This window comes from Sulfuracidifex tepidarius (assembly GCF_008326425.1).
Taxonomy (GTDB): domain Archaea; phylum Thermoproteota; class Thermoprotei_A; order Sulfolobales; family Sulfolobaceae; genus Sulfuracidifex; species Sulfuracidifex tepidarius.
The window spans coordinates 559,796-585,429 of record NZ_AP018929.1; the positions used below are offsets into that span (position 1 = coordinate 559,796).

General features: G+C 40.9%; 27 protein-coding genes, 2 pseudogenes and 1 CRISPR repeat array (1 of these 30 cut by a window edge). Of the genes and pseudogenes, 19 read left to right on the forward strand and 10 right to left on the reverse strand.

Annotated features, from left to right (window positions below; translation table 11 throughout):
• A CRISPR array of direct repeats spans positions 1-870; the repeat unit is 25 nt; unit sequence CTTTCAATCCCTTTATGGGTTCAAC; it begins 877 nt to the left of the window's first position.
• Positions 871-1,825: 955 nt separating this feature from the next.
• The 7 genes and pseudogenes from IC007_RS02560 to IC007_RS02590 all read left to right on the forward strand — a co-directional run.
• Positions 1,826-2,191: pseudogene (locus IC007_RS02560) on the forward strand (MFS transporter); the annotation flags it as partial.
• Positions 2,192-2,200: 9 nt separating this feature from the next.
• Positions 2,201-2,713, forward strand: a complete 513-nt coding sequence (locus IC007_RS02565; protein ID WP_054846038.1) for an MFS transporter — start codon at positions 2,201-2,203, stop codon at positions 2,711-2,713.
• A 392-nt stretch (positions 2,714-3,105) separates the two neighbouring features.
• Positions 3,106-3,474: a HEPN domain-containing protein gene (locus IC007_RS02570; protein ID WP_054846037.1), complete on the forward strand. Its 369-nt coding sequence runs from the start codon at positions 3,106-3,108 to the stop codon at positions 3,472-3,474.
• Between the two features lie 31 nt (positions 3,475-3,505).
• The gene (locus tag IC007_RS02575) at positions 3,506-3,799 is read left to right on the forward strand and encodes a nucleotidyltransferase domain-containing protein (RefSeq protein ID WP_232049038.1); all 294 of its coding nucleotides are present in this window, start codon (positions 3,506-3,508) and stop codon (positions 3,797-3,799) included.
• A gap of 701 nt (positions 3,800-4,500) precedes the next feature.
• On the forward strand, positions 4,501-4,743 hold the full coding sequence (locus IC007_RS02580) for a hypothetical protein (protein ID WP_054846070.1): 243 nt from the start codon (positions 4,501-4,503) through the stop codon (positions 4,741-4,743).
• Entirely contained in the window at positions 4,733-5,125 is a 393-nt protein-coding gene (locus IC007_RS02585) for a type II toxin-antitoxin system VapC family toxin (protein WP_054846035.1), read from the forward strand. Before IC007_RS02580 ends, IC007_RS02585 begins: the two co-directional genes overlap by 11 nt.
• A 94-nt stretch (positions 5,126-5,219) precedes the next feature.
• Positions 5,220-5,411, forward strand: coding sequence for a hypothetical protein (locus IC007_RS02590; RefSeq protein ID WP_149528309.1), 192 nt, complete (start codon positions 5,220-5,222; stop codon positions 5,409-5,411).
• Positions 5,412-5,713: 302 nt separating this feature from the next.
• Here the strand turns inward: IC007_RS02590 and IC007_RS02595 are convergent, their stop codons facing one another.
• Positions 5,714-6,127 carry a PIN domain-containing protein gene (locus IC007_RS02595; RefSeq protein ID WP_054846034.1) on the reverse strand — a complete coding sequence of 138 codons (414 nt, stop codon included), beginning with the start codon at positions 6,125-6,127 and terminating at the stop codon, positions 5,714-5,716.
• Positions 6,099-6,347 (reverse strand): hypothetical protein, encoded by a 249-nt coding sequence (locus IC007_RS02600; RefSeq protein ID WP_054846033.1) that lies wholly within the window; start codon positions 6,345-6,347, stop codon positions 6,099-6,101. The genes IC007_RS02595 and IC007_RS02600 overlap by 29 nt, the downstream gene beginning before the upstream one ends.
• Positions 6,348-6,444: 97 nt before the next feature.
• On the opposite strand from IC007_RS02600, the pseudogene IC007_RS13645 reads away from it, so the two are divergent.
• The 3 genes and pseudogenes from IC007_RS13645 to IC007_RS02610 all read left to right on the forward strand — a co-directional run.
• Positions 6,445-6,564 (forward strand): annotated as a pseudogene (locus IC007_RS13645) (IS5/IS1182 family transposase); the annotation flags it as partial.
• Between the two features lie 594 nt (positions 6,565-7,158).
• Positions 7,159-7,392, forward strand: a complete 234-nt coding sequence (locus tag IC007_RS02605) for an AbrB/MazE/SpoVT family DNA-binding domain-containing protein (RefSeq protein ID WP_054846032.1) — start codon at positions 7,159-7,161, stop codon at positions 7,390-7,392.
• Positions 7,373-7,750 (forward strand): type II toxin-antitoxin system VapC family toxin, encoded by a 378-nt coding sequence (locus tag IC007_RS02610; RefSeq protein WP_232048982.1) that lies wholly within the window; start codon positions 7,373-7,375, stop codon positions 7,748-7,750. Before IC007_RS02605 ends, IC007_RS02610 begins: the two co-directional genes overlap by 20 nt.
• A gap of 458 nt (positions 7,751-8,208) precedes the next feature.
• Here IC007_RS02610 and IC007_RS14020 read toward each other — a convergent pair whose 3' ends face one another.
• Positions 8,209-8,331 carry a hypothetical protein gene (locus IC007_RS14020; RefSeq protein ID WP_269472355.1) on the reverse strand — a complete coding sequence of 41 codons (123 nt, stop codon included), beginning with the start codon at positions 8,329-8,331 and terminating at the stop codon, positions 8,209-8,211.
• Between the two features lie 285 nt (positions 8,332-8,616).
• Here IC007_RS14020 and IC007_RS02615 point away from each other — a divergent pair, with 285 nt between their 5' ends.
• Positions 8,617-8,796 carry a hypothetical protein gene (locus IC007_RS02615; RefSeq protein ID WP_054846030.1) on the forward strand — a complete coding sequence of 60 codons (180 nt, stop codon included), beginning with the start codon at positions 8,617-8,619 and terminating at the stop codon, positions 8,794-8,796.
• A 562-nt stretch (positions 8,797-9,358) separates the two neighbouring features.
• Here IC007_RS02615 and IC007_RS02620 read toward each other — a convergent pair.
• Together IC007_RS02620 and IC007_RS13205 are read right to left on the reverse strand one after the other, a co-directional pair.
• Positions 9,359-9,670, reverse strand: coding sequence for a type II toxin-antitoxin system VapC family toxin (locus IC007_RS02620; RefSeq protein ID WP_256202595.1), 312 nt, complete (start codon positions 9,668-9,670; stop codon positions 9,359-9,361).
• Between the two features lie 1,095 nt (positions 9,671-10,765).
• Positions 10,766-10,909 carry a hypothetical protein gene (locus IC007_RS13205; protein WP_156303766.1) on the reverse strand — a complete coding sequence of 48 codons (144 nt, stop codon included), beginning with the start codon at positions 10,907-10,909 and terminating at the stop codon, positions 10,766-10,768.
• Between the two features lie 70 nt (positions 10,910-10,979).
• Here IC007_RS13205 and IC007_RS02625 point away from each other — a divergent pair, with 70 nt between their 5' ends.
• Entirely contained in the window at positions 10,980-12,866 is a 1,887-nt protein-coding gene (locus tag IC007_RS02625; protein ID WP_084739771.1) for a thermopsin family protease, read from the forward strand.
• A gap of 1,700 nt (positions 12,867-14,566) precedes the next feature.
• On the opposite strand, the gene IC007_RS02630 is transcribed toward IC007_RS02625, so the two are convergent.
• Together IC007_RS02630 and IC007_RS02635 are read right to left on the reverse strand one after the other, a co-directional pair.
• A complete protein-coding gene (locus IC007_RS02630) occupies positions 14,567-14,866 on the reverse strand; it encodes a hypothetical protein (RefSeq protein WP_232048984.1) in 300 nt (99 codons plus the stop codon).
• Between the two features lies 1 nt (position 14,867).
• Entirely contained in the window at positions 14,868-15,500 is a 633-nt protein-coding gene (locus tag IC007_RS02635) for a sulfocyanin-like copper-binding protein (protein ID WP_149528310.1), read from the reverse strand.
• A gap of 143 nt (positions 15,501-15,643) precedes the next feature.
• On the opposite strand from IC007_RS02635, the gene IC007_RS02640 reads away from it, so the two are divergent.
• From IC007_RS02640 to IC007_RS02655, 4 genes are all read left to right on the forward strand, one after another.
• Positions 15,644-16,531 (forward strand): coiled-coil domain-containing protein, encoded by an 888-nt coding sequence (locus IC007_RS02640; protein ID WP_054846024.1) that lies wholly within the window; start codon positions 15,644-15,646, stop codon positions 16,529-16,531.
• A 773-nt stretch (positions 16,532-17,304) separates the two neighbouring features.
• Entirely contained in the window at positions 17,305-17,493 is a 189-nt protein-coding gene (locus tag IC007_RS02645) for a hypothetical protein (protein WP_054846023.1), read from the forward strand.
• Positions 17,471-17,647 carry a hypothetical protein gene (locus IC007_RS13650; RefSeq protein WP_156303764.1) on the forward strand — a complete coding sequence of 59 codons (177 nt, stop codon included), beginning with the start codon at positions 17,471-17,473 and terminating at the stop codon, positions 17,645-17,647. Before IC007_RS02645 ends, IC007_RS13650 begins: the two co-directional genes overlap by 23 nt.
• Before the next feature lie 30 nt (positions 17,648-17,677).
• Positions 17,678-18,424 carry a hypothetical protein gene (locus IC007_RS02655; protein WP_156303763.1) on the forward strand — a complete coding sequence of 249 codons (747 nt, stop codon included), beginning with the start codon at positions 17,678-17,680 and terminating at the stop codon, positions 18,422-18,424.
• 1,066 nt (positions 18,425-19,490) lie between these two features.
• Here IC007_RS02655 and IC007_RS02660 read toward each other — a convergent pair.
• The 3 genes from IC007_RS02660 to IC007_RS02670 all read right to left on the reverse strand — a co-directional run bounded on the left by IC007_RS02660 (position 19,491) and on the right by IC007_RS02670 (position 20,805).
• Positions 19,491-19,781: an antibiotic biosynthesis monooxygenase family protein gene (locus tag IC007_RS02660; protein WP_054846021.1), complete on the reverse strand. Its 291-nt coding sequence runs from the start codon at positions 19,779-19,781 to the stop codon at positions 19,491-19,493.
• A gap of 267 nt (positions 19,782-20,048) precedes the next feature.
• Positions 20,049-20,348 (reverse strand): hypothetical protein, encoded by a 300-nt coding sequence (locus IC007_RS02665; RefSeq protein ID WP_149528313.1) that lies wholly within the window; start codon positions 20,346-20,348, stop codon positions 20,049-20,051.
• Positions 20,338-20,805 carry a hypothetical protein gene (locus tag IC007_RS02670; RefSeq protein ID WP_054846019.1) on the reverse strand — a complete coding sequence of 156 codons (468 nt, stop codon included), beginning with the start codon at positions 20,803-20,805 and terminating at the stop codon, positions 20,338-20,340. The genes IC007_RS02665 and IC007_RS02670 overlap by 11 nt, the downstream gene beginning before the upstream one ends.
• A 288-nt stretch (positions 20,806-21,093) precedes the next feature.
• On the opposite strand from IC007_RS02670, the gene IC007_RS02675 reads away from it, so the two are divergent.
• The 3 genes from IC007_RS02675 (at position 21,094) to IC007_RS02685 (ending at position 24,970) form a co-directional block, all read left to right on the forward strand.
• Positions 21,094-22,593, forward strand: a complete 1,500-nt coding sequence (locus IC007_RS02675) for a cytochrome ubiquinol oxidase subunit I (RefSeq protein WP_149528314.1) — start codon at positions 21,094-21,096, stop codon at positions 22,591-22,593.
• A complete protein-coding gene (locus IC007_RS02680; protein WP_054846018.1) occupies positions 22,590-23,654 on the forward strand; it encodes a hypothetical protein in 1,065 nt (354 codons plus the stop codon). Before IC007_RS02675 ends, IC007_RS02680 begins: the two co-directional genes overlap by 4 nt.
• 623 nt (positions 23,655-24,277) lie before the next feature.
• Positions 24,278-24,970: a hypothetical protein gene (locus IC007_RS02685; RefSeq protein ID WP_054846017.1), complete on the forward strand. Its 693-nt coding sequence runs from the start codon at positions 24,278-24,280 to the stop codon at positions 24,968-24,970.
• Positions 24,971-25,634: the final 664 nt, after the last annotated feature.

Here is a 25,634-nt window from a genome sequence, read left to right on the forward strand (position 1 = left end):
AGGTAATGAGACTAAACCTTTCAATCCCTTTATGGGTTCAACCTTTAATGATGGTTCTAAATTATAACGATAAACTGGACTTTCAATCCCTTTATGGGTTCAACAGAAATGCAGTGTTCAACTTGAACTAGATATGTCACTTTCAATCCCTTTATGGGTTCAACAGCGTCTCCTCTAGCCCCTAAAATGACTAGAGACCTTTCCTTTCAATCCCTTTATGGGTTCAACCTACTAGGATATCGGATAAAGGGTTTATGATGATAGAGCAACCTTTCAATCCCTTTATGGGTTCAACATATTTGTTACATAATTCGATATAGATTCAAGTAATGTATCTTTCAATCCCTTTATGGGTTCAACCTTATTAGTTAACGGCACTGTGAAGGATAGTACATCTCTTTCAATCCCTTTATGGGTTCAACGTGGCAAATATTATCTTTTCATCGTCACTTTTTAAGAAACTTTCAATCCCTTTATGGGTTCAACTGGTTTTATCATGTCACTCACCTATGCCTATTACCTTTCAATCCCTTTATGGGTTCAACTTTTTCATCGTGAACATGGTGATGGCGTGTCCACGGTGTTCTTTCAATCCCTTTATGGGTTCAACAGCGAACATGACGCCAGGGGAGGAAGTAAAGATAATAGACTTTCAATCCCTTTATGGGTTCAACTTATTGACTTCGTTAAGCGTTTCCTTATATTTATTGACTCTTTCAATCCCTTTATGGGTTCAACACACGGCAATAATCCCCTTGCAAGAAGGGGATAAATACACTTTCAATCCCTTTATGGGTTCAACCATATGTAATACTAACTTGTTAATAACAATGGAATTTATATATCTTTCAATCCCTTTATGGGTTCAACTGAATGTTTTATTTACTTCTACAATTATCTTCTCCTTTCCCCCCTATAAACTTTACGTCTCCTCCGTCCACTCTCCATCCGACCTTTCCCCCTCCCCTCAAGACGTCCTACGCCGGTCGCATGATGTTTTTCACTAATTGAAAGACATCCACCTATTTATAAATGTAAAACTCACGAAATGATTTCGTTTTGGTCGCAAGGAGACTCGAACTTCCTCGTTTATTAATTCTATGAATAAACCGGATCTGAAAGTTCAGGAAAAGGAAAAAATTCATTCGAGATTTCAGTCATGGGAATTTCCTCTTTTCTATATTCATTTTATATAATAAAGTTCTAGCAATATTTTTAAATAGTATACTATGTTAATCTTAACTCTTTTTCCTATACTTTCATAAAATAATAGTTCACTCTCGTAACGCTCTTCTCAAAGAATTGGTCATAGGAGAACACCTAACACGTAATATTGAGCGGACTTCTTAAACGATTAAGGACCGAAGAAAGGGAACACGTCAGGCTCATTCTCTTCCTCAGTCTTTAAGGGAAGGGAGTGAGGTAGCCCAGAAAGCAGCGAGGGTTGACGAAAACACACTGGGTGGTAGGGACGTTTCTCCTCCTCGACGCGTACAGCGGGACATGACCCCTACTCTCGGGAACTTGGTTTCACCAGCTATTGAGAATAATGATCTGTTTAACTCTAAATTAATATTTATAATAATATATATACATAAAGTGATTCTAACAGTAATTTACAATAATTAGAGTTTCACAGTCTCTGACCCGCGAAAGACCTTTAAATATGGACGGGGAAAAGTCCTCATGAAGTACTTGGGGCTAAGCTGGACAGCAACGTTCCTACAGTTAGCCCTGAGGCTCAGCTGGGGGGTAGTAGCTGTAGCGTCCGCTTACTCTCTCCACATGAACTCCGTGGAGATAGGTACGGTCCTCTCTCTCCTATGTCGGGTACGTGGTCGCCTCAGTCCCGTGGGGCATGCTCATAGACAGGATAGGCCCCAACAAAGTGATCACACTCTCCGCGACGGCGTCAGGGATAGCCCTGCTAGGGGTACTGGTAGCCAACAACGTCGTCCAACTTTGCGCGGTCTACCTGATTGAGGGACTCCTCGCTGCGGGGCTCTTCCCTTCTTCAGTGAAGATAGTCTCCTCTCTGAACGGGCCCATGACTCCCTACTTGGCTGTGCTGGAGAGCGCAGCGCCCGTGGTCCTCCTAGTGATATCGACATCAGGGTTGGTACTCTCTAACTGGAGGGAGTTCTACGTGTTGCTTACCCTGGGACTGTTGGCCACTGCTATCTCATCATAGCTCTTGAAGGTGGAGGTGAGGAGGGGAGGGAAGGGTAAGAACGTCTTCAACAGGACCATGGCTAAGGTCTCTGCAATAAGTGGAGGAGAGATGTGGGGTACGTGGGGCACGTCCTCTTGGCTTTTCCCCTTCCTGGTGTTGTACGACTGGGTCCCAGAGGGGGAGTCTGAGGTGCTCTTCGTGTTATACGCCATCGGTCAGGTAGCGTCTGTTTTTATCAACAGGCTGTCCTTGAGGAGGGACGTCACCACGGTCAGGGTATCCTTGGTGACCTTCGTGGTGTCCCTGACTCTCGTGTCCTTCCTCAGGTACTTCCCCTTGCTGTACGCGGTGAGCCCGATCCTCGGGGTCTCATCTTTCCTCTACAGGCCACCTACGGACTCCATAATAGTGAGGATGAACAGGGAGAACGCCGGGACGTCGATGGGCCTAGCTAACGCGGTCTCTCAGGTGGGCTCCATGATAGCTCCCCTCGTGGTGGGGCCATCATATCTCTCGGGGATCCCGAATTGGCTATCCTAAGCCTATCCCTTGGACCGATGGTATCCCTCGCGCTCATTTCCACCTTCAAGGACGAGGAGTGATGGGAAACGTGACAGGGAAAGTATGAAACGGGAGTAGGGAGAAGACCTCCATTGCAGTAGACCAAAAATTATCGTGACGAAATAAATTTACGTTGTCATTAACTATCATGAAATTATATAGAAAAAATCTTGAAATCTAGTGTAAACTCGGGGGAACGGGAGGAGGGCGAGCAGGTGTGACTCCTCAAGACGTCCTTGAGCAAGACGTAAAGATCAAGCGGAAGGCTCAGCTGACCGAAGACAAGAACGCGGAAGACGAATTCGGTGGACGCGGAGAGGCCACCTTTAAGGCCACACAAAGCCTTAATTGCCCGTCATCCATCTCCTATTATGGAGTTCCTGAAGAACAACGCTTTGGACTTCTTTGACCTGGGCAAGCGTTTGCTGACCGAGGGGAAGTACAACTTGTCTCTCTTCTCGCTGGAGCAGGCACTGCAGCTGGGGTTGAAGTACTCCCTTGTGTCTACCACGGGTTCCTTTCCTAAGACCCACGACGTAGTGGACTTGCTGAGGAGAGTCTCGGAGCTCACTGGGAACAAGAGGCTTGAGGAGACCCTGACTTCGGAGATCTCCACCCTTGACTTGCTGAAACAAGCATACATAGCCTCGAGGTACTTCCCCTCGAGTTACGACAGGGGAGCCGTGGAGAGGGCCCTGAGGGTAGTAGAGGTGGTCTTCACTGAGCTGGGAATATCTTAAAAGGAAATGGGAGGAGAGGAGGAGTTACTTGGTGAACGCCAGGCATTACGTGGGCCTAATCAAGGAGGTCTGTGTCGAGAAAGTGGACCCTCAATGTAGGGTCATCCTCTTCGGATCGGTCGCAAGGGGAGACTTCAGGGACGACAGCGACGTCGACGTCTTGGTCATAACTGACAAGGCCAAGACGTCTTGGGACAAGGTGGACGTCCAGGTCACGATAGAGAGGGAGTTGGGCTTGGGCGACCCGTTCGAGTTCCACGTGGTGACCAGGGAGGAGTATGAGGGCTGGTACAAGAAGTTCATAGACCTGTGGGAGGAGTTCTAGGCGTCAACGTCAATGAGGTCTCATCCTTCATCGCATCGCAGGTCCCGGTCACCACGCGTGGGGACAAAGTCTTCCTGTACGCGGTTAAAGTTGCACTATCGGGGTAACTTCCCCGAAATGAGGGACAAAGGTGCTCTGGGAGAGGACAGGAGAGGACAATGGGGTCTCACCTCGCCCATACCGAAGTAAGGTAAAAGGAGGAGCTCCAACTGTCGTCTAGACCTGATCCTGAGTGAACATCTTGCGTGTCCTAAGGGTCGCGGGGACAGAGGTGTGCACAAGACCCCTGCTTAAACACGTTTTGGTGAGCTATCATTTAGCTTATACCCCAATAGATTGAAAGAAGAAGGGAAAATAGAAAGGAAAGGACTACACTGTGAAAACTTAACGTTGATCCCTTAAGCGTTAATAATCCCCCGTTACCTTCCGCGCCCGAGGGAATTCCCTGTCAAATCAAGAACTTGATACTTAATCAGGCTGTACACTTGGATGACCCGCAATGCTGACCTGTTTGTGTAGACAGAGCCTGAAATTAGGACCTAACCAAGGGAGGCAGAAATATTTATTGAATAACTTCATCTTATGTTGCGTAGTAGTCCAGCTGTGAGTTCGAGTACATTATTTATTTGAGATAATGTGAAGAGACGCACTAACTATGCACAAAAGAAAAGTTTATATTTATGGGTTGTTAGATGGGTAACATGGATAACGAATTTATAATAACAATAGATGATAGAGGCAGAATTACTATACCTAAAGAAGTGAGAGGCTTAATTAGAAGCAAGAAATTCAAGTTGAAGATAGATGGTTCTAAAATTATTTTGGATCCCATTGTGATAGATATTAATAAATATTATGGCATATTTAGGAAAGATTTAGGAGATATAGATATAGATAACCTGCTGAAGGATGAGTTAGCTGAGGTACTATTGAATGATGAATAAGGGAAAATATTTCGACATAAATGTTTTTGTATATTATCTAACTGGCGATAAAGTATATGGTGAAAGCGCAAAGAAGTGGCTTAGCGTTACTGGAGATAAGTACACTTCCGTTATAACTCCTTTTTTGCTAATTATAGTGTTAAGTAAAATACTTCAAAAATCAATAAGAGACGACAGTTTCGTCAGACTAGTGATTAAGGCCCTTGAGTCTTTAGGGGTAGAATATTTAGATCTCCCTGATTGGAGTAAAATTATTGAAAATGTTAAAAAATACAATATAGATGTTGAAGATTCTATTCATGTTACAACAGCATTAGAGAACAAATTAGAGATTATATCAAATGATAAAGAATTGAAGGAGAAAGTTAATGCAGAATTTTAATAAATACTCTTTTTGATAAGGTTATATTTAAAAAATAAAGAAATATTCTAATATATTCGTCTTATTCAGTAGATTATAGCGAGGTAATACTAAGTTGTTAATAGTATCATTACTTCGTGAACTACCTCGCCCTCACGGACGTGGCTTCATTGCCGTACCTTGTCCCAAGAGGGTAGATGGCGGAGCTCCACAAGCTCTAAGGATGGCTCTCATCCCTATCTATCCTGCTCCAGTTCTCCTGGTGCCCACGAAGGGCCTTCGGATAGGGCTGAGGCGTACTTCGTGAACCATCGCTTCAACCGGTCTCGGTGACGCTTACCCCGTCGATCACTGTCATTGGTAGACTGACTACGAACCGACATTTAAAAGGGGGTTATCCATCCCCACCTCAGAGGGGCTAGGTTTCCCCTTGAACACCCATTCTTATAAGGGTCTAAAATGAGGGGTAAAGAGAATTAGAAATAAGTCAAGGTTTGAATCGCAGAAATTTATAGAAGGGAAGTATAAGATAGAAGCGGAAAAGAGAATCTTGAAATAATACTTTATAATCTAAAAATATCTAAGGATGTTATTTAATTGAATATTTATTTAATGTATTTCATTGACAAAAGTCACGTTTAGTTCCACCTTAAACGGCTCAATCTCTTTCTCCCTCCTAAATAAAACTGGTAGACCAGATATCTTAGCTGTCGCAACACTGCTCGCGTCAGCCAAAGATATGGGATATTTGCATTTTATTTTATAGACTTCTCCCCTTATACTGGAAAATGGGAATATTGTAAAATATCCTGATGTTTTGAGCATATTTTCAACCTCTTCAGCTCTCTTTTCGTTACTTTTCTTACAAACTACATACTTTATCTCCTCAACGTTTAATTCGTTTATTATTACTTCGTCCAAGTTATCTTCTATGTAATTTTCTACTTTTTTGCCTTCATCACTTCCTGACAGCATGTCAATAGTTACTCCAGAATCAAATACCATCCTCTTTTTCGTGTTCAATTTCCTTCGTCTTCTCTTCCTCAAGTTCCTCTACAGAAAGGTTAGGCAAGGTTCCTACTAGACTTCTTAAGACCTCTGGGTTCTTCCTTCTACATAGAGAAAGTAAGAACTCTATTACGTCGTTAAAGTCTACTTTCTCCCCTCTCTCTATCTGCAGCTCACCCATAATCTTAATCAACTCCCTTTTTACTTCCTTTGATACCCTTATTGTTTCTGACATTACTTTGTTATAAAGTATATATGGTTTACTAACTCATCTGCGTTGTAAGTCGCTTCAGAATTATACAAAAATTTTAAGCAATTATAAAGTATTACCTATGGGAAAGAAGTACACTAGGGATTGGAGTGCGACGAGGACGTGGTGACTGTATACAAGTTTAACGTTCCCCTTCTACATCTTCGAACACTGGATGGACCAATTAGCAGAAGGAAACAGATATATGTTAAAACAATTTTAAAAAATTCAACTACCAGGATTCCTACATCTCTTCCTACCTTGAAGGGGTCTGTCCAACAATTTCATCCACCTTAGTAAGAGATTCTATCAGTGAAGGATGTCTTCACCCACCTTAATATTGAAATTACTGGTGTTTTGAGGGAAGTGCTTGTACGCTATCGAGCCTCAGTTTTAGGCCTAACGTTTGCCTTACAAGTCCCTCTCCTCGGATGCCTTGTGTTCATGTGCTTCTAGAAAGGTGACGAGGAAAAATTTTGACATACACATTCACATTTTGTACAGGGACTAGGACAAGAAGATAACTCAGGAGGATTAAGGCGGTTCAAGTTTCTTTTGCGAGTATATTTTACGAATAAAGTAAACTGCTGAACGTAAACCTCTACCTCGCCTACGCTTCAACGTTAAATTAAATTTGTTACGTCACTTTAAATAAACTGGATTCGTGATTGGCCGTAAACGGTCCGGATTTTCAATATCCCTTTAAGAACACAATCATAGATAAATATAAGAGGTATTGTTAAACTTATCGTCACGTAAAGTTAAACTTAAATGTCATAGTGTGGAATATGTCTCTATGTATAGGTTAAAAGTTCATAAAAAGGGGATTACGGTAATACCCAAAGAGATTAGAGATAAGTTCAACATAAAAGAGGGTGACGAGGTAAACGTTATAGTCGACGATAAAGGTATTTATATATTTCCTATGCAGACTATTGAAAAATATTTCGGAAGCGATAAAGGTGCTATAGATGCTCTAAAAATTTTAGAGGAAGAGAGGAGAAAAGAACGTGAGAAAAGTAATGCTTGACGCATCGGCAATTATGCTATATTTCTATGGGAATGAGAAACTGAAGGAGATAATAGAAAATAGTGAAGTTTACGTTAATTCTGTAAATCTCACAGAGTTCCTTTATGCTTACGCCAGAGCTAAAGGATGGAAAGAAGGACTATTCAAATACAGTATCATAAGAAACTCCTTTAAACTGATTGATGTAAATAAAGATGATATAATTACTACTTCTGCTAAGTTGAAAATTAGGTATAACCTTTCTCTGGGGGACTCTTTCCTTTTAGCATCAGCTAAACATATTAAAGGAGTTGCAGTAACTAGCGACCATGAGCTCAAGGACGTAAAAGAGGTAAAAGTTCTAGTAGTTTCTTTGTGAATTTATCAAGCTTATAAACTCGATCTAACCGTTAAATACGATTTTAATGGGTAAAGGGCGGAAGGCTTGTGAGAGGAAGATATCCCTTCATTACTCCCTTCTCAGATATTTTTTGGTGACGTTAATTACGTTCTTCCCTAGCCATGGTAAGGCGGTGCTGAGGTACGATAGCGTCACCTCCTTGTCTACACATAAAGTTAAGCGGGGTCCCTAGCGTTGGTGTTATCTAGAGAGAACTGTCTAGACGATGAGAACTAAAACCCGCTGGGATTCTCCCGGGGAAGAGGTCCCCAGTCCTAACACTCTCATGAACTACTTGTTAAAGGGCAGAGCTTTCAATTTGCAGATATACCTAGCGAATAGTGGAGAGTCGGAGACGAAGGGCTTAAGCTCCACACTGAAGGTCGTCCTAACTCTTTAAAATCAGAGAAGCATCATCGTTTACTGTCTACGTCTAATCACGTGTTGGGCATGAGGGACAGATCAGACAAAGTAAAGTCTTTCTTCACGCCGAGCACTGGGGATTTGAGCAAGTACGACGATAACGTAGTCATAATGTAGTTCTCATGTTTTCCTTCCACATATTTACACTGACGGGAGTTACTGCAGGAGAACAGGGACGATAAAAAGTGTTACAAGGACGAAGGAGTTCAACACTTTCCTTGCCTTCCTCCATGCCTTCTTACAGGGTAGTGAAGAGTCTTCGTTGCCCTTAAGCTGAGGTCACCCCGCTAGCGACTACTCCACAGTCAGGATGAGGATTAAGAACATGGGTATTCGCTTCCCGGAAACTGAGGACGAGGTTGAGATGATCGCAGACTAGACCGGGATCAGCACCTTCAGTGGTGGGCAATACGTGGTCGCAGGTGGAAGGAGATATACTCACGCTTCCTCAAGGCGGAAGTAATAGGAGAGAGGTTGAGTTGGAGGTAGTGAAGACAGAGGTGACCTCCAACGAGGTGAAGTCTGCAGTCAACGCAGTGAAGGAACTCCAACACAAGGGTAAACACGTGACGAATTCACGGCGACAAGACATACGACGTTAATGAGGTCTACAGATGGAGTGGATGTGAACCCCTCCTAGGAGTAACTCCTCCCGTAGAGGTGAACCCACACGGCTGGCTGTCTGTGAGTTCAGGACGTTTATGACAGCCAGAGAGAAAGGGATACATCTAGGTGTTCCGTGGTGTCTCTCTTCTCCGTGAAACCTTCGGGAACCCGTGAGAGCCAAGTCCTTCCCCTGTCAGACTAAGCAGGCTATACTCAGTCAGGCTATAAGCTTGGATGACCCATAACGCTGACTTGGTTGTGTAGACAGAGCCTGAAATCAGGACCTAACCAAGCGAAGCAGAAATATTTATTGAATACACACCCATTTATACTGTATTATTCATTTGAAATAATGTGAAGATATACACTAAGCCATCTTCACCTTAACCCATTAAACCTTGGAAACTTATCAAGGAAGACCTTACTCCGTGACAGTCCTGGCCGCGCTGTCCATGCGTCCTCGTATTCCTAAACAACATACCGAAGATCCTAACTTTTTAATATCATTCTACTATTATCCCTTAATAATGACTGATTTCATATTTAGGGAGGAAAAAGTCATCCAGTGATCATAACTAGATTGAGGTCATGAAGCTCCTCCCTTATCCTTAAGAAGTCAGTGTCCTTAGTAACAATGGTTAAACCTCTATTCATTGCTTGCGCTGAAAGTAACACATCAAAAGACCCTACATTCTTTCCCTTATCCCTGAGCCTTTTATAAATCCTTGATCCCATCATGGAATCCTTCTTGCTTACATTTAGAACTTTAAATGCCGATAGAAAGTCCATAACCTTCCTCTCCTCTATCCTTCCAATTAACACTTCAAAGACACTAACGGAGCTAATATAAAACTCCCCCTGACTTATCAATGACTTGATGGGATTAAGGAGACTCTCAGCTATCTTCCGTCATAGTCGTCGAAAAGGAGTCGATATCGCAGTAATCTTACACGGTAAGTAGGAAACTATATTCCACGTATATAGTAAACCCGTTATAAGTCATCTCCATACCCCTCATGTGTAGCGTGCTCGTGGTGATTTTCGTAGGTTAACTTCATCCTCACATCACATCAGCTTGAAATAGAGCAAAAGTGAGGAACTTCCTATCCCTTAGTTAAGAATACCTTCATTCATGTTAGGAATCTCCGGTCTCAGGGCAAGCTCAATTCATCTCAGAGATAATCATTGTCTCATCCTCCACACTGGTTGAGAGTTACGGCTCCATCTCAAGTAGGCTTTTCGCACAACCTCGATTCCTTAAACAAGCTGTTACTTTTCATCCACTTTGCTTCCATTCTACACCAAGTCACCTCCTTATTACCTTTTTTTGTTGACGTTTTTCTTGGAGAAGGAAACGAGTATTTTAAGCGGTAATTAATCAACCAGTATACTTGTAGGTTTACCAGTACACTTCATCCCCACTGGATGAAGATCAGTCGCAGTTTCAAGTAATTGTTCAAAATTTATTCCTATAAAATCTTCACTCACATGATATAGCCCGCGAGCAGAAAGTTTCAGGGGTATTCCCCATGATCGTAATACGGCAACAGTATAAAATATACAAAAAATTTTTATAAATTGTCTAGAGAAATACATCTAGCAAGAGATTAAATGTAGCATAATAAATAGTGATAATTTAAATAACACGAAGTCTTTATGATCATTATAGTTTTAAAGACTATCATAACAGGGAAATGGAAAATCACTTGCCTCCTTGCAGTGTATCCCTACTCTCCTTCTCTCCTTTAGGTTCCTCAGGGCGGACCGGTGACCTTAGTATCTCACGGAATTAAGGGAAAAAACGTAATGGACAGGACGAGAGAAGGGAAAAAGTGTACGTAATGGTTCGACAAACCTCGAATCTATCTTGACGTGGTAGGTGAGGAGTCCACTCATTTCAGTTTTGACGTTAGAGGCGGGTGTTAGACAGGGTGACCAATACTTTTCGTATGATTTCTGGTCTTGCTAAACTAGGTCATGGTCACCAGCGAGTGGTGAGGAGTACCTGCGAGTTGCCCTTAGATTCATAGAGTTTATATAGTATATGAAGGTCACGACGAGGTAAGCTTCCAGATACTTGAAGCGAGGGCTTTTATGTCTCTGCTTCATGGGCCTTTCCTTGCATGATTTTAGCGGTATAGAGTATAAGTTTATAAATGTCTTATCTTCTATATAAGCAATGTCATGTAGCATAAAATTAAACAAATTATTTTTACTTTCCTTGATGTTGGTCTCCGTTATCCCGATTTTTTCTCATCTAGACTACGCTCAGGTACAGACTTCAAATGACCCGTATGAGTACGCTCTGCCTCAAGGGGGCTTCGAGTATATAGAGGTACAAACGAACCAGACCAGCGCAGTGGTCTATGCGTCCTTGTCTAACGTTTCGGTAACCGTCGACTTGATGACCCAGAACCAATTTATGCTGTTCAATACTACTGGGAGTCAACACTACCTTTATCAACAGAACTCGAGCGTTGTTCTAAACGCTGCACTGTTGAACAGCGGAGTATATTACCTTGTAATTTACTCTCCTTATCAGCCCGTCGGCTTCAATTTGACGTCCCAAGTTATCCCTCTATCTTTGGTGAACTCCACCCAGTTCGCCGAGGAGGAAGTCCAGGTCCCAGCACATGGTTATACTTCTATTTTATTACACCTTTCAACAGAGGGGTCCCCATTCAGCCTGTTGCTGGAGGGACTGAGTAACCAGTCCGTTTCCTTCTCGTTGTGGAACGGTTCCACAGTTTTTAATTCTACACCAGTAACGGCAACTCTGAACTTCACATCTCTCACGTTTGGATACACGCTTCACCTCTCTCCCGGTGTTTACTACCTCAACATAACCAACCCTCACTCCTCAACCGCCACTGCGTTCTTCTATTACAAGATCACTCCAAGTTATGTGAACCCTTACCTCACAGATTTGACAAGGGTCCCGGGACAGCTCCCCATGGGGATTGCGTCTTACGGAGTCGTTAATAGTTCCCGAATTACCACTTATGCATTGAATTTCTCCGAGGTAGCAGGCTATTTTAATTTTTCTTCATTATCCGCTTATAACCCTAATGGATCCTCCTTTAACGTAAGTGATTACTCTTCATCGCTTCAGCTGAACGCAGTTTTATACGATAATGGTTCAGTTTATTGGCCTCAAGACGTTCTGATGTTCATTACAAATTACTCTGTGGTGGTTCTGCATGATAATGTCTTCAACATGACTACAGATAACGCTACCCTTACTAATTCCTCTATAACGTCTCCTGAAGGTTTCGTTACAGGGACAGGTCATAACGCATATTACGGTAATTACAAGAATCCAATAGCTTTAAGCTACAAGTTCCCGTTCGCAGGATATTTGCTAATGAAGGTAGTAAACCGTAATTCAGGTCCAGTTGTTAGCTTCGGTCTTCTGGTTTTCGAAAACGGCTCTCCCGTGAGGGAAATGTTCTGGTTCGACAACGTCTCAATCCGCGCTCCAAGTGATGCATCATTCGTCGTAAACGGGACGGAGTACACCCCAGCGGGAATCTTCTATCCATTGGGTTCATTCTATGACGCTGAGCTCGTGCTGGGAGGTGGAGCAAACGGGGAAAACACTAACTTCACTGCCTTAAAAGGAGAGCTAGGGCTGTTCTACGTAAAAGGAGGTAACTTGGTAGCATTCCCGTCGTACTATACATTCGGAGCAGACACGGCGGAGAGCACGAGTAACGTTCATGTGACCGACAACGGGGTAGTGTACGTAAGCGAGGGAAAACTGAACCCGTCTCCGTTATCCTCGATAAACGTTGACGACTATCCACCCCTTTCTTACAATCCACCCGCACCGGTTAAAGAACCAAACACGTCATCCGCAACGTCCACCATCAGTCAATCCTCCGTTGAGCCAACAAGTTCTACACAGCCTGCAGTTGGGACAGCAAGCTCTACTCTAAGCTCCTCTCAGAGCACATCTCAATCAGGCTCCAGTTCCTTAACGGATCTGGGTGCAATAGTGGGAGTCTCCTTAGTTGTGACAGTGATCTTGGGAGTTATCATAGAAAGGAGACGAAAGAGGTCGTGATGCGACAAGTAGACCTAGGTAAAAAGATCAACCCTTTTTTATAGATCGAAACCCTTCTTTTATAGAAGTTGAGAGAAAATAATAATGATAATGATAATAAAAACAATTTAGTCTTGTCAAATGCGGAGCAACATAGCGTTTGAGCTAGGTGTGAAGGATATCCTCGATCAGAGCTTAGATTCCCTTTGAGGCTTACCTCAAGATGTTTCTAGCGGGAAGTTACCCACTTCTCCCTCCCAAGACACTCGCATCTCTGCACAATCCACGACTGTTGCAAGTCGTGCTACTCGTGGTCATCACGACACTTCATTAGGAAATAGAGAGAAAGTCTCTAGGTCTCAATGGCAAAGCTCCTACTATAATGCGTCTAAGTAAAGAGACAAAAAACAATCTAACGCCCAGTGTCTAAAGACGCCGGATCTCATGTTCCCCGCTCGCCTCTAACTTGGGAACAGTATGTGTGGACATCTCTTGCGACTGCCAAAACACGGTCTCACGTTTCCATGCAGTCGCCGAAAACTCACCCGAAAGGTCACTTTTCCCTTCCCTTTTTAGAACCTCTTAGCTCAAGGTCTGAAAATCCTCCTTATTTTAGGGTAAAGTAGATCGTAAAACTGTTCAGGGTGTTAAAAATAATCCTCCTTATACGTGCGTATAATGATTTGTATCGCTCTTCTGCACACAGAGTTTAGGCTTCATACACTAAATCGACGCAGACTATCAGGGAAGATAGAGAGACTGATGAAAACGAAGCCCAAGATAACATGAGATATAGAGAAGGAGAAATGAGAATGGTTTCCAACCCTTTGATATCATGTTCTGCAGTTGTGGAGAAGGAGAAAGCTTCAACCATTACACAGCACTTAACTTTCCTCAATCGTAGAGAAGGAAAGGAATGAGGGCTAAGGAACAGGAGAAGGAGAAATTTCTCTCTATATGAAGATTCGCCTCTTTTTCCTCTCTTTTTTTCAGTTTTTATTCCTTACGATCTCTTTCACACGCGGGATAGCTCAAAACAGGGAAAAACCCTGGGAATACCTCAGGCGCGTATTACTTTCAAATTCTGAAGAGATCACGAAGACCCCCTGTTCCTGTGGAGTTAACGTGGTGTTAGGGGTCTCCCTCACTCGGGTAATATTTGGTATAGTTAACTAGCAGTTAACTAGACAAAATAAGGGGTTAAAATCTCAAGGTGTAAAACCAAGGGAAAACCTTATAGTTACGAAATTTACGTATGGGCAAGGAGTTTGACTTGTTCCAGTGGAAGGCTCAATAAGAGTATGAAAAAACGAGTATAAAAGGATTTCTCTCCTTTTTTAGTTAAGATAAGGGAGGTTACTAGAGATTGAAGAAAAAATGAGTGGAAATCCAATTCTACTCCATGAAAAGAGTTACAAAGACGTCAATTCGAAGAGAGCAGAGTCTAGAAACCCTTCCATTTAAGGTTCATGAAAAGAAATAAAGAAGACAATAAAATGAAGAAATAAAGTAAAACATTGAAGGATTAAAATTTAATAAATGAAAAGAAATAGCTGATTCTTTCAGCAACTTGTACATGTCAGTGTAAAAAAGTTAATATCCTTTGTAATTGGGTCAGCTCATGGTTATCAGGAGAATTGTCTTATGGATCGCAAAAATCTAGTTCGTCATTTAAACGTCAAAATTAAGAGTTATGTAGGAGAGGTATCAATTTCTCTTAGTTAATGCGAAAATTCCAGCCAGAAGAAGGATGACGAATGATATTCCGAAGAAAACCCAAAGAACGCTGGGAGGGATAGGAATGCTGCAATCAGAAGCAATATTCCCCCTGCCTCTCTATTGTCTATTAATGAACCCACAATTCCTAAGACTAGAGCCGGAATCCCGATGAACATGGGGAAGAAGGTCATGTAGCCGAAGCCACCCATCATAGTCATCATTCCGTTGAAGAAGGGATGAATAAAGAAGGTTAGAATCAAGAGAAGCGATACCACCAATCCCAGAATCTGATAATTCTCCATTTCATTCACCTACAACGATTTCACTGTCCATCCCATTCTCTGCGTGTCCAGGAAATGTACAAATGTACCAGAATTCACCCTGATTTAGAGTGAAAGTGTATTGATATTGATGAGCTTGTTCGGTGCTATAGTCAGCTGGGGGTAAATATTGCATCATAGTATCCATTTTCCCTCCTCCCATCATCTGCATTCCCCCCATCATTACGTTATACTGATAAGGCGGGGGTTGGGAGGTCACAACAAAGTTGTGATAATCTCCTGCGTCAAGATTGATCACCTTCACGTGGATTTGAGCGTTGCTAGGCATGATAAGTGTAGGATTAACCAACCCGTAGATTACGAATACGTTACCGCTTGCATTCATCCCAGTTAGGTTCTCAGCCCTCTTATGTCCCATGGTAAGGACTACAAGGTCAATTTGATGGGAGGTGAACACGATTGAGTCATTCTTGGAAAATACGTGGGCGTATGAAGGAGGAGATCTCATGAGTGAGATTGCCTGATCGATGTGAACTAAAGTGCCGTAGGTGGAACCTGGGGAATAATAGTTGCCTTCGTGTTGGAAGAAGATATAACTTGCGCCTAAGGCTCCTAGCACTATAGCAATTACCATGATAATGAAAACCGGTTTCATAAAGGTAATACTGCGGTTCGAGATTAATATGCTTATAATTTATTTTTCCCCAAACGCTAACACGGATAGTCCCTTTTCACGTTGTTAAGTTTTATGTTTTTAGTCTCATAATTTTTTATTAAGCTAAGGTTAGATATTAAGCTATGAGTGGAGAGAGGGTAATTGACGAGATCCTTAAGAATCCAGAGCTTATATCAGCCTTAGCACATAAGGTTTACGATAAACTGAAGGATGAAATCGTAATAAAGAAATTAGAGGAAAACAGTAGCGCTATTAAAGCACTTGAAGAAACCGTCAAGTCTCTTCAAGAAACCGTTAATAAACATACCGAGGCAATAGAGTCGTTACAAGAGGCAGTTAAGAAGCAAGGAGAAGCTATTGCCTCATTACAAGAAACCGTCAAGTCTCTTCAAGAAACCGTTAATAAACATACCGAGGCAATAGAGTCGTTACAAGAGGCAGTTAAGAAGCAAGGAGAAGCTATTGCCTCATTACAAGAGGCAGTTAAGAAGCAAGGAGAAGCTATTGCCTCATTACAAGAGGCAGTTAAGAAGCAAGGAGAAGCTATTGCCTCATTACAAGAGGCAGTTAAGAAGCATTCTAAAGCCCTTCTTAGGCTAATGAAGGAACAAAAGAAGCTATCCGTGGAAATAGGTAGTTTTACTTCCAGGGCAGGAAAAGGATTAGAGAAAACTATACTTAACATTTACAAGAAGGCTTTGAAGCTCCACCATGTTGATATTAGCAAAATTAGACATGGTAATGTAGTTGATGAGATGGGCTTAATTGAGAAAGGCAAATCATTTGAAATAGACTTTTACGAGACTAACGACCACGTCTACATATTTGAGGTTAAGAATTTCGCTGATGAAGGAGTTATAGAACAGATTCTCATTAGGAGGAAGCTATTGGAAGCTAAATTCATGAAGCCAGTGAAGGCCTTTGTTGTGGCAAATTACGTAGAAAGGGAAATTAAGAACATACTAGAGAAAGAGGGAGTTGAAATAATTTACTCATATGAAGTGAAATAAAGGTTTTAGATATTATATTTGGAACACTCTTTTCTTGCATAACTGACACGATATAACATTTAATTGAAAGTATTTGAAAACCTTGAAAGACCAGACTTTGCTCTCCCTTTACCTCAATTTGTATAGACAATAGGAGAGGAAGAAAGATATGATATAAATAAAAAATATATAATAAAAGGAGATGTGTTTATATATCTTAACTAACATTGAGCCCATAAGATGTTGTCGTTTTTTCCTCGGTTAAACCTTGAAGAAAACACTAATTGAGTCAAGGCCTACAACACTCTTTTCAACTTTCCTTAATAATTTCATTTCTATATCAGCCCTCTAGCGTAGCATCTATTCTCAAGAATTCTCTTCAGCGCTAAAACATCAATCTTTGCCTTTTCATCTTTCTCACTGACGTCCTTTAGGGCGAGGGTAGTTTACTTGATGTTAATACATCTTCAATATCTTTACATTCTCTTGTGACATCTCATCAAGTTTTGGTACAATCAAACAAAGTTCCCAGCATAACATCTAAGATAGCTATATTTAACACCCTAATGTTAAGGTCGTATTTCTCTACGTTATTATTACAACAAATAATAAACTTTCTCTAAATAGATCTGTTCAACGCTTCCTTTGTTATCTATATGTGTTATCTATATATATATACATCATAACGTAACTTATGACTAAATAAGGTGATCAAGCTTAAACCTTTCAGTTTCACATAAGCTTTCCACCCTTCAACACTAAACTTTATAAGACGAAATCTATTTTCCCCTTTCATGCCAAAGCTTTTCCCTTATTTGTTTCTCCTCTTCACAATAGGTTTCGGTTGGTTCATAATTGCTCCCCTAGTTCCCATCCTATCAGCTGACTTTCATGTAAGCATTCCTTCAGTTATTTTACTGATCTCAATCTACGGTTACGCAGTTGTTTTGGTAGGCCTACTTGCAGGTTACATCCTCGGCTAGGTTCACGGTGAGGAACGTGCTTATAGCGTCGTCCATTTTCACCTTTTTAGGTCTTACTTTGAGGTTGTTTTTCCTTCACAACTTCGTCCTCTTCCTTATCATGCAGACGTTGGCAGCTGTGGGATACCCCCTTGCAATAGCGCCCGTGGGATAGGTAGCATCTTCCTTCAAGAACCAGAGATCTGTGACCGGCTTAAGCGTGGGAATTCTCTTCATAGGTATGGGGATTGGAAGTTTCATCTCTCCTCTACTTCTTACCTTCGGTGTGGAAGGCGATCTAGGATTTGCTACTGTGTTGTCGCTGATCTCCTTGGCGTTAGTATTATCATTCACTAGAGGTTATCCTAAGAACTACACCAGGAACTTGAGAGGTTCATTCTCTCCGTTAATGGTAAGGAACTGGTACGTTGGGTTAGTAATAGCTACATTCTCCGTGTTTTTCGGCGGAGTTGCGTCCACTCTTTTGAACGTGCATCACGTGCCTAACGCGATTTCTTTTGGAGGCCTTCTAGGAGGCCTTTCATTCATTGGATCGGGACTCGGCGCAGCTTTACTATTACCAATTTTTGAAATAAAGAGGTTCGTGAAGGGCGGGATGATCTTGAGTGCACTTCTAGCCTTTATATTCGCTGTCGTTATAAGTTATTCCCTGCTGTTCGCACCTGAAAATTTCGTGTTAATTGTATCTTACTTTCTTTACGGGTTCTTCGGCAATGCATTCTGGTCGTTAGCACTATCCTCTGTAATCAAGTACGTGAAGGATCCTACCCTCAGTGGATTTGCAACTTCCATGTATAGCGTTGTAAGTAACTTAGGCGTAGCGTTGATCCCTTCAGAGCTCACCTTGGTGTTTCTGTCATTCCCGTTGGAAGGATTCTTAGTCATAGCGGTAATGCAGTTAGTGGCTCTGGCATTGGCTTGGTGGTTATAAGGTAACATACTTTTTCTCTATGTTTATGCATTTTTCTCTCTCTTTCTTTTACTCTTTTTCTTTCTTTTCTTTTTCTTTTTACTTTCCTCCGCTATCTTCCATTAAGTCATCGATCTCTAAGTGACACTCCACTTAATAGTATTTTTAAATGCTTTTTTCGAATGCAAAATATTGAGATTGCTGTACACGTGTTCATGTTAGGGGCAATATAGTATCGAGAATTTAACTAGTCAATCATGAAAAGGTTCGTATCCTGCTTACGTTAAAAGACACGAAATCGATTTAGAAAAGTAGAGTTGAAGTTTCATTTCAAAAAGCCCTATGAAATAGAATACCTGAGTTCATTCTACTGTTTACTTTATTTGTCCTCATGTAAGCAGCGAAGAAAGGCAGCTAGTTTCTTTTTCTGTACCTCAATCTATAAGTATACCGGTCGATTGATTGATACACTAAGACCTCCAAAGTTCTGAGGAAAGATTAAAAAGATCATTAGATAAAAGAAAATTCCTCTAATATGTAAGAAAATCCTCATGAAAAGAGTGGATTTAACTATAGAGAGAAGTCTAGAAAATCCATCGAATTCTAGAACGTGCAAAAACAAGGCTTTTTCATTCATCTGAATACAGATGAGGGCTATATCATGAGAGAAAACTTGTAGAAGTATGATCCATGAAGGTAATACAACTATGAACAAGTTTTTCTGTATTCAAAGTATTATTTTTTGAATATACATATGAGAAATTATTATTATGGCATTATATCATATAGAAGTTCTTTGATACATTAATATCAAAACTTTGAAATACCTTAAAATTATAATTTAAGGTATGAAAACTCTGCCCTTGGCAACTGAGAGAAGAGTTAACTTATTCGTTTTACGTTTTGCATTAACAATAAGTAAAGATTAGGGTAAGTCGTTACTCTCAATCAGTAGGTAAACATCTCCATAAAGTGAATGAAGATATATGTGGAGAAAAAAGGGTGTACACCAGATTATGTTAATTAAATCAAAAATTGTTAGTATTAGTTAAGGAGAAAAGAAGTAAAAATAATCATGACGAAAAAGTTATCCGTTTATCTCCTGCAAGATCCTATGTTTAGGTATACCCTCCAGTATAGACTTACCATATCCAGTGGTGTCCTTGTATTCCTTGCTTGAGACGAACTTCTTAAACGTCTCAAGGGAGTCCCACTCACTGTATATTAAGTACTCTTGAGGATCGTCAACCCTTTTGTAAAGTTTAGCGTCTACGAAACCGTGAAAACCCTTGAGGAAGTTGACGACTCCTTGAAATGACTTCTCGAATTCCTCTTCATGACCTTTCTTTACTCTATAATAAAGACCTACATTTATCATAACATGAGTTATCTCCTTAAAGTTTATAAATTTTTCTATATTGATTGTAACATAGTATAAACATGATTTAGTAATTTATAATTTCTAACTTATTAAATTAAAGAGAACAGGGAATCATGTTCGTACCATCTTGTCGTTCTTGGATATATCTTCTCTTATGCTTAATTTTTCATTACGTGAATTCGGGAAATGATGTTATATGCGATCCTCGTGCCTCGCTGCAAAGAAGTCTCAAGAGAGACTTAACGGGGTTGAATTCTTATTTCATTAAATCCCTATCCAGCCGTGAACATATCCCCACACTTGATAGAACGGGTTGACCTCAATCATTAGAGCCACAACAATCCATATTAGGAATCCGTAGAGAAGGAATAGGGAAGTGACAGCTATATCACGTTCATCCTTCCTTGTCATCAAGTAGTTAACTACAGAGCCAACTGGACCCAGGAAGAACGTGAGACCTAACCATCTATATGGCTCCCTCTTAGAGAGGAGGAAGTAGAAGATTGCTACTACATAGCCAAGTCCTGCTAGAGCGCCTCCAACAATCCACAGTTTAGAAGGCAAGAATAGCACCCTTGAAATATTGCTTTATCTCTTCACATAGAGCTCTCCTAACTTTTCTGCATAATGAGGGACTTCTATCCTCTGAAAAACCCAGCTCAGCAAGAAGAGCGTAATCTATCCTGCAGTCTCTCCTTAGGTCAATTAAGTGTACAACGTCTCTCCTCACCATTAGATACAATGGGTCGAGTTTCAATGTCTCATTTCTGTAGTCGAATTCATAAGACACAGCAACCTTGAAGTTCACCTTCCCGTCCTCCACTAGCTTGTCCTTTCCAAGCCTCTCCAAGACGTAGTAATAGTAGCTCTTACTTATGTTAAGCTCCCTGTAATCGGGCTCAGCCAAAACCTTCATGAAAATCTCGTTCTCCATTATCTTCCTGAACTCTTCCCTGTTCAACATAACTAAACCGGCTTTCTCTTGTCTCTCCCTTCTCAACTGATAACATAGCTCCTGCATTGCAACAACATATAACTATTTCTCATTATAGATTTTTATTACTTTCTTCTCTATAAATTTTGGTTTCTATTAAAAATAATATTGATCTCCTAGTTTAATTTTATCTAGTTAATTAAGGTAACTCACCTCAAGAAATGAATTAAATAATCTTTGTATACTTAATTAAAAATTTTTTAGAAAGTCATAGGACTAATACATGATAAATTACCTTCAAGTTCAACGTGTTATCCTTTTAAAAGTTTATAATGACGAATTTATTTTTACTAAATTTAGAGATGGTGAAAGAAAATGGGTTTATTCGTGTTCGATAGAGTGCTAGCTGCATTCACAATGGGAACCCATATGCTGTTCACTTACTGGGCTATCTCATTGCCTATATTCATCGTTACTGCTGAATATTTAGCCTATAAGAGGAACGATCCGTACTACATGGCTCTAGCCAAGAGGTTTTCAGTAGTTATGGCTGTGTTGTTCGCTGTTGGTTCAGCAGCAGGCGCAGCAATCGCAGTGGAGTTCATAACAGTTTGGTATAGATGGATGTATATTGTGAACGAAGTCGACATTCTACCCTTCGAGATAGAGGTAATGGCTTTCTTCTCCGAGGTGATATTTCTATCGCTTTACTTGTACGGATGGGACAGACTAAGCAGGACTGCCCACATGGTACTTGGGCTCATGGTGGGAGTTGGTTCCACCATGTCTGCAGTGTTGATAGTGCTGGTGAATTCATGGATGAATACACCTAACGGTTTCAACGTTGAAGAGTTCGTCACCACGGGAAAGATAACCGATGTGAATCCCATAGCTTCCCTATGGCCTCCTGCAGCAAGCGCCGAGGTCCCAATGGTGATAGCAGGTGCTTGGTTTGTGGGATTCGGAAGTTTGACAGGATACTTCGCCTTCAGGAAGCTCTTCAGTAAACTAAATCACGACGAGAACGAGTACTACAATAGAGGACTTAAGCTGTCACTCTTTCTTGCTTCATTAGACGCACTTCTCTTGGGTTGGAGCGGAGACAACGCTGGAAAGGTACTTTATTCCGAACAACCGTTGAAGCTAGCTACCCTTGAGGGAGTTATGAAAACCGGTGCAGGAGTTCCTATGACTGTGGGTCCTATTTCCATACCAAATGTATTGAGTCTACTGTCCACTTGGCCTCCGAACCCAAACGCTGTAGTGCTAGGTTACTCTAGCTTCGTGAAAGCAGTTCAAGACCCGATATGGTGGATATCCCATGACGCTTACGACCTTCATGCAACTCTTGGAATTGTTGGTGCCCTAGTATTCTGGATTCTGGCGTCATTCACGTTCTTCAGACTACCCAGGATGAAGAAGGCTTTCGGCTTCCTTGGTCTGGATAACCCGCTAGAGAGGAAGCTTCCTCTATACGTTGCACTAGTTGTGGGATGGCTTCAACTTTTAGCGTGGGAGTCAGGATGGGTAGCAGCTGAGACAGGAAGACAACCCTTCGTCATCTGGGGACCTATGGAGGAGACTTCAAGCGGTTTATATACTATACAAGCAGGAATGCTTACCACTCAGGGTTTCAACAACAATCCCGACGTTCTGCCAATAGGAATAGCAATAATGGCAGCTCTAGTTCTTGCAGTGCTGGGAACTCTTTATATGCTGAGAAAGTTGTTCATGGGAAGGGACGTGAGCAAGGACGTTAAGATCAGCGAAAACGAACTCAGCGTATCCGTAAAGACCGCAGGTCCTAGGACATCTATACATGGGAATACCGCTGAGGATAAAGGAGAAATGAAGGATAAGGGTGAGCTAAAATGAATCCTTATGTTTTACTGTTCTTCGTTCCACTCTCCTGGTTCGTCGCCATGTTTATGATGGAAGTAGGTTCCCTTGTTATGCTACCGGTGTGCAAGTTTGATAAGTACAAGGAGAAGATGAACTTGGTTGTGGGTTCAATATGGGCTATAATTGCAACATCTCTCGTTTACCTTGTGGTTTCATTGGACGGTCTATTCGCTCCTGTTATGTTCGCTACCGGTGAGGCTCTATTCGGACTTCTCATGGTTCTTATCGTAGTTTTGGCTTTCCATCATTACCTTATAGGGTCGGCTGAAGGAGCCGAATCCGTTGAGAAAGACGAAAGCTCCAAGAAGTATCTGTTGCTTGCAACTCCATTTGCATTAATTGTAGCTCTCATAGGTAACAGTCTCTTCACCTCAGTGTTCAGCGGTTACGGGATAGGGCTCAGCTTACCGCTCTCCACTGTGGCAAGTGTGTTGGAGAATCATCAACTCTCAGTGGTTATGCATAACTCTCTTGGAGTTCAAGTGTTTTACCCAGAATATACGACCATGATATTTAACGCGTTTAACTGGGTGTTCTTCTTAGGCGTTGTGATGTACGTAGTCTTCTTCACGGTAGCTTTCTACGGAATTAAGGAAAGGTTCGCTTTGGGTGCATTATCCTTGAGCTTAGCTAACTTGCTCTTCCTCACTAGCAGTTACCTTTGGTTACCTTTAGTTTTTCAAAATGCAATTAGAAACGTTGGTTTCTGGATTTATATTGCATCGCTTTACATAGTGCTTTACTTGTCTACCCACGACATGTTACCTTTCAAACAAGCTTGGGTATTCACGCTAACGTTCTTAGGCGGAATGATGTTTGGGTTATTCACAGAGGGTAATATACTGGTGGACGCTGTAAAGGGAGGGATACCGGCATCATTGCTGTTAACCAACCCATCCATGCTTGAAGCTGGAGCAATCATGGTTGTTCTCATAGGGATTCTAGCTATGGGAGGAGTAACTGCCGTTTCATACGAAATATTATTCAAGAATTCTCTAGAAAAAATGGAAACTAGAAAGACACAGCAGAGTTAAGTTACAAAAGGAGAAAGCGACGTTATAAATTTAAGCTTCTTTGCTTTTTCTCTTTTTTAAAGAAATATTATTTATTTTTGTTAATCTTCTTTAGATTTTTTCTCTTCATTATTATTTTTGAAATTTTTTCTTCTTGTTAGCCATGGATATATCTGTTTCTAGAACGTGATATGCATGTATAACTTATCCATTATGCCCACAGAAACTCCTCTGCCTTCAAAGAAGGAAAAGACATGCATGTATAAAATCTGCCATTAACGACTAAGTTTTGGACTACACTCGAAGGAAGATAAGGAAGATAGATTCTCACCTTGGTGGAGTTTCCTATTCCTTAGATATTTTATAAGCGTAAAAACCAGAACTAAGATCTTAATAACGATGAAGTCGGTAACGAGGAAGAGTTCTATCTAAGTGTATTCTCCCGGGTAGTTACTAAAGCGAGAAGGTCAACATTTCTAAATTTCTGAATTCCTTAATCAACCTGCTAATAAAATGAGATATATCATCGGAAGGTATGAAGCAAGATTATACATAGCGGAAATTATAATATTATAAAAACCGATATAAAACAAGGCATTGATACCTTGTTGAAGACATCAGATCCAGAGAGGGAGGAGTAACTCTTGAAGATTAAGATAAGGAATCACGCATTATATTTTGTGGGAATTTTCTCATATATAGTGTCCCTAGTCCCCTTCCACGTCAACTTTGAAAGAGCTCTCCTCCTGCTTCCCGTGGTGTTGATAAACCTCCCTGTGTTGGAGTACCTTCAGCCGAAGGTGATGTCCCTCAGAATGAAGTGGACGGATGCAGGATTAGCTATAGTGACTGGAGTTCCATACATTTTCATGATATCTCCCCTCATGGTTGTGCCAGTCCTTTCGCTTTTCCTTTCCCTTCTTCTTTTCAAAGAGCGAAACACTATGCTGGGAAACGTCATGGGGACTACCTTCGTGGTATCGCTCTCCCTTGTATGGGGAAATTTTGTGAAGAACCAATTTTTGTTACCCGATGTTTACTGGATATTATACATTCTCACTGGTGCACTTTACGTGGAGTATAAGATACCCTTCAGGAACCTTGATAAGAAGGTTACGTCAATTGTATGGATGGTTGTTGTAACAATGCTAGTCTACCTTAGCATAGACAGTCCTCTCCTCCTCATTTCCTTGATTGAGCCTTCCATTCGGTTCCTAAATCCAGGGGATAAATTAAGGTCTACAAAAGAGATTTCGACCATGGGAAGGAACATAGCGAAGAGGGACGCAATCTTCCTAGTAATCCTGATTATTACTTCTGTGTTAGCGTTTAAGTGAGTTGAGAAAGAAGAGCTTTCTAAGTAGAACGTACGCTGAAAAAGTCATAAAAACGACGTATCTTCCGTGTCATTATCAAAGTAATATCAAAGTTTGTCATTATTTAGATGTCCCTTTATCCTCTCTTATGAACTTGATTTTTAATTTTACTAACTCTAAGAGAAATTTACATGTGAAGGACTTAATAATATTGAGCGATGAGAGTGGTATGGAGCTCTTAATCAAGTAGTAACGGATTTAGGATATATACGAATTAATATCGTATTATAGAATATATTCCAAAATAAGAGACTTAAGCTAATTGTCAGTTACGTTGCGTAACAATACAAGATGTTACTCAATTTTTCAACGGAGCTGAGGGAGAAGACGTAAAAGAAAAGACAAGTAACTAAAATCAACACTATAAACAGTTCATTAGAGGAAAGAGTAAAGTGCATAATCCCTGCACCTTTGAAGAATTATCTAGCAATGTCAATAAGCTTAATGATTATATTAAAGTTTAAAAAATAATAACACTAAATAGAAGATTAATTAGAAGGACATCGTATCAAAAAGAACTTTAACTTAATTATAGTAGAATTTATCAAAGTTAATATTATATAATCACATATCGAGAATTATATAAGTTAGTAGCATCGAGCCTAAGTTTTCGCCCAAGAAAATT

What these genes read in the sequence shown, in the direction of transcription:
- IC007_RS02570 (WP_054846037.1), top strand. Translation starts at nt 3,106, where the DNA reads ATGGAGTTCCTGAAGAACAACGCTTTGGACTTCTTTGACCTGGGCAAG.
- IC007_RS02580 (WP_054846070.1), top strand. Translation starts at nt 4,501, where the DNA reads ATGGATAACGAATTTATAATAACAATAGATGATAGAGGCAGAATTACT.
- IC007_RS02585 (WP_054846035.1), top strand. Translation starts at nt 4,733, where the DNA reads ATGATGAATAAGGGAAAATATTTCGACATAAATGTTTTTGTATATTAT.
- IC007_RS02600 (WP_054846033.1), bottom strand. Translation starts at nt 6,347, where the DNA reads ATGTCAGAAACAATAAGGGTATCAAAGGAAGTAAAAAGGGAGTTGATT.
- IC007_RS02605 (WP_054846032.1), top strand. Translation starts at nt 7,159, where the DNA reads ATGTATAGGTTAAAAGTTCATAAAAAGGGGATTACGGTAATACCCAAA.
- IC007_RS13205 (WP_156303766.1), bottom strand. Translation starts at nt 10,909, where the DNA reads ATGAAGCAGAGACATAAAAGCCCTCGCTTCAAGTATCTGGAAGCTTAC.
- IC007_RS02625 (WP_084739771.1), top strand. Translation starts at nt 10,980, where the DNA reads ATGTCATGTAGCATAAAATTAAACAAATTATTTTTACTTTCCTTGATG.
- IC007_RS02630 (WP_232048984.1), bottom strand. Translation starts at nt 14,866, where the DNA reads ATGGAGAATTATCAGATTCTGGGATTGGTGGTATCGCTTCTCTTGATT.
- IC007_RS02635 (WP_149528310.1), bottom strand. Translation starts at nt 15,500, where the DNA reads ATGAAACCGGTTTTCATTATCATGGTAATTGCTATAGTGCTAGGAGCC.
- IC007_RS02640 (WP_054846024.1), top strand. Translation starts at nt 15,644, where the DNA reads ATGAGTGGAGAGAGGGTAATTGACGAGATCCTTAAGAATCCAGAGCTT.
- IC007_RS02645 (WP_054846023.1), top strand. Translation starts at nt 17,305, where the DNA reads ATGCCAAAGCTTTTCCCTTATTTGTTTCTCCTCTTCACAATAGGTTTC.
- IC007_RS02660 (WP_054846021.1), bottom strand. Translation starts at nt 19,781, where the DNA reads ATGATAAATGTAGGTCTTTATTATAGAGTAAAGAAAGGTCATGAAGAG.
- IC007_RS02670 (WP_054846019.1), bottom strand. Translation starts at nt 20,805, where the DNA reads ATGCAGGAGCTATGTTATCAGTTGAGAAGGGAGAGACAAGAGAAAGCC.
- IC007_RS02675 (WP_149528314.1), top strand. Translation starts at nt 21,094, where the DNA reads ATGGGTTTATTCGTGTTCGATAGAGTGCTAGCTGCATTCACAATGGGA.
- IC007_RS02680 (WP_054846018.1), top strand. Translation starts at nt 22,590, where the DNA reads ATGAATCCTTATGTTTTACTGTTCTTCGTTCCACTCTCCTGGTTCGTC.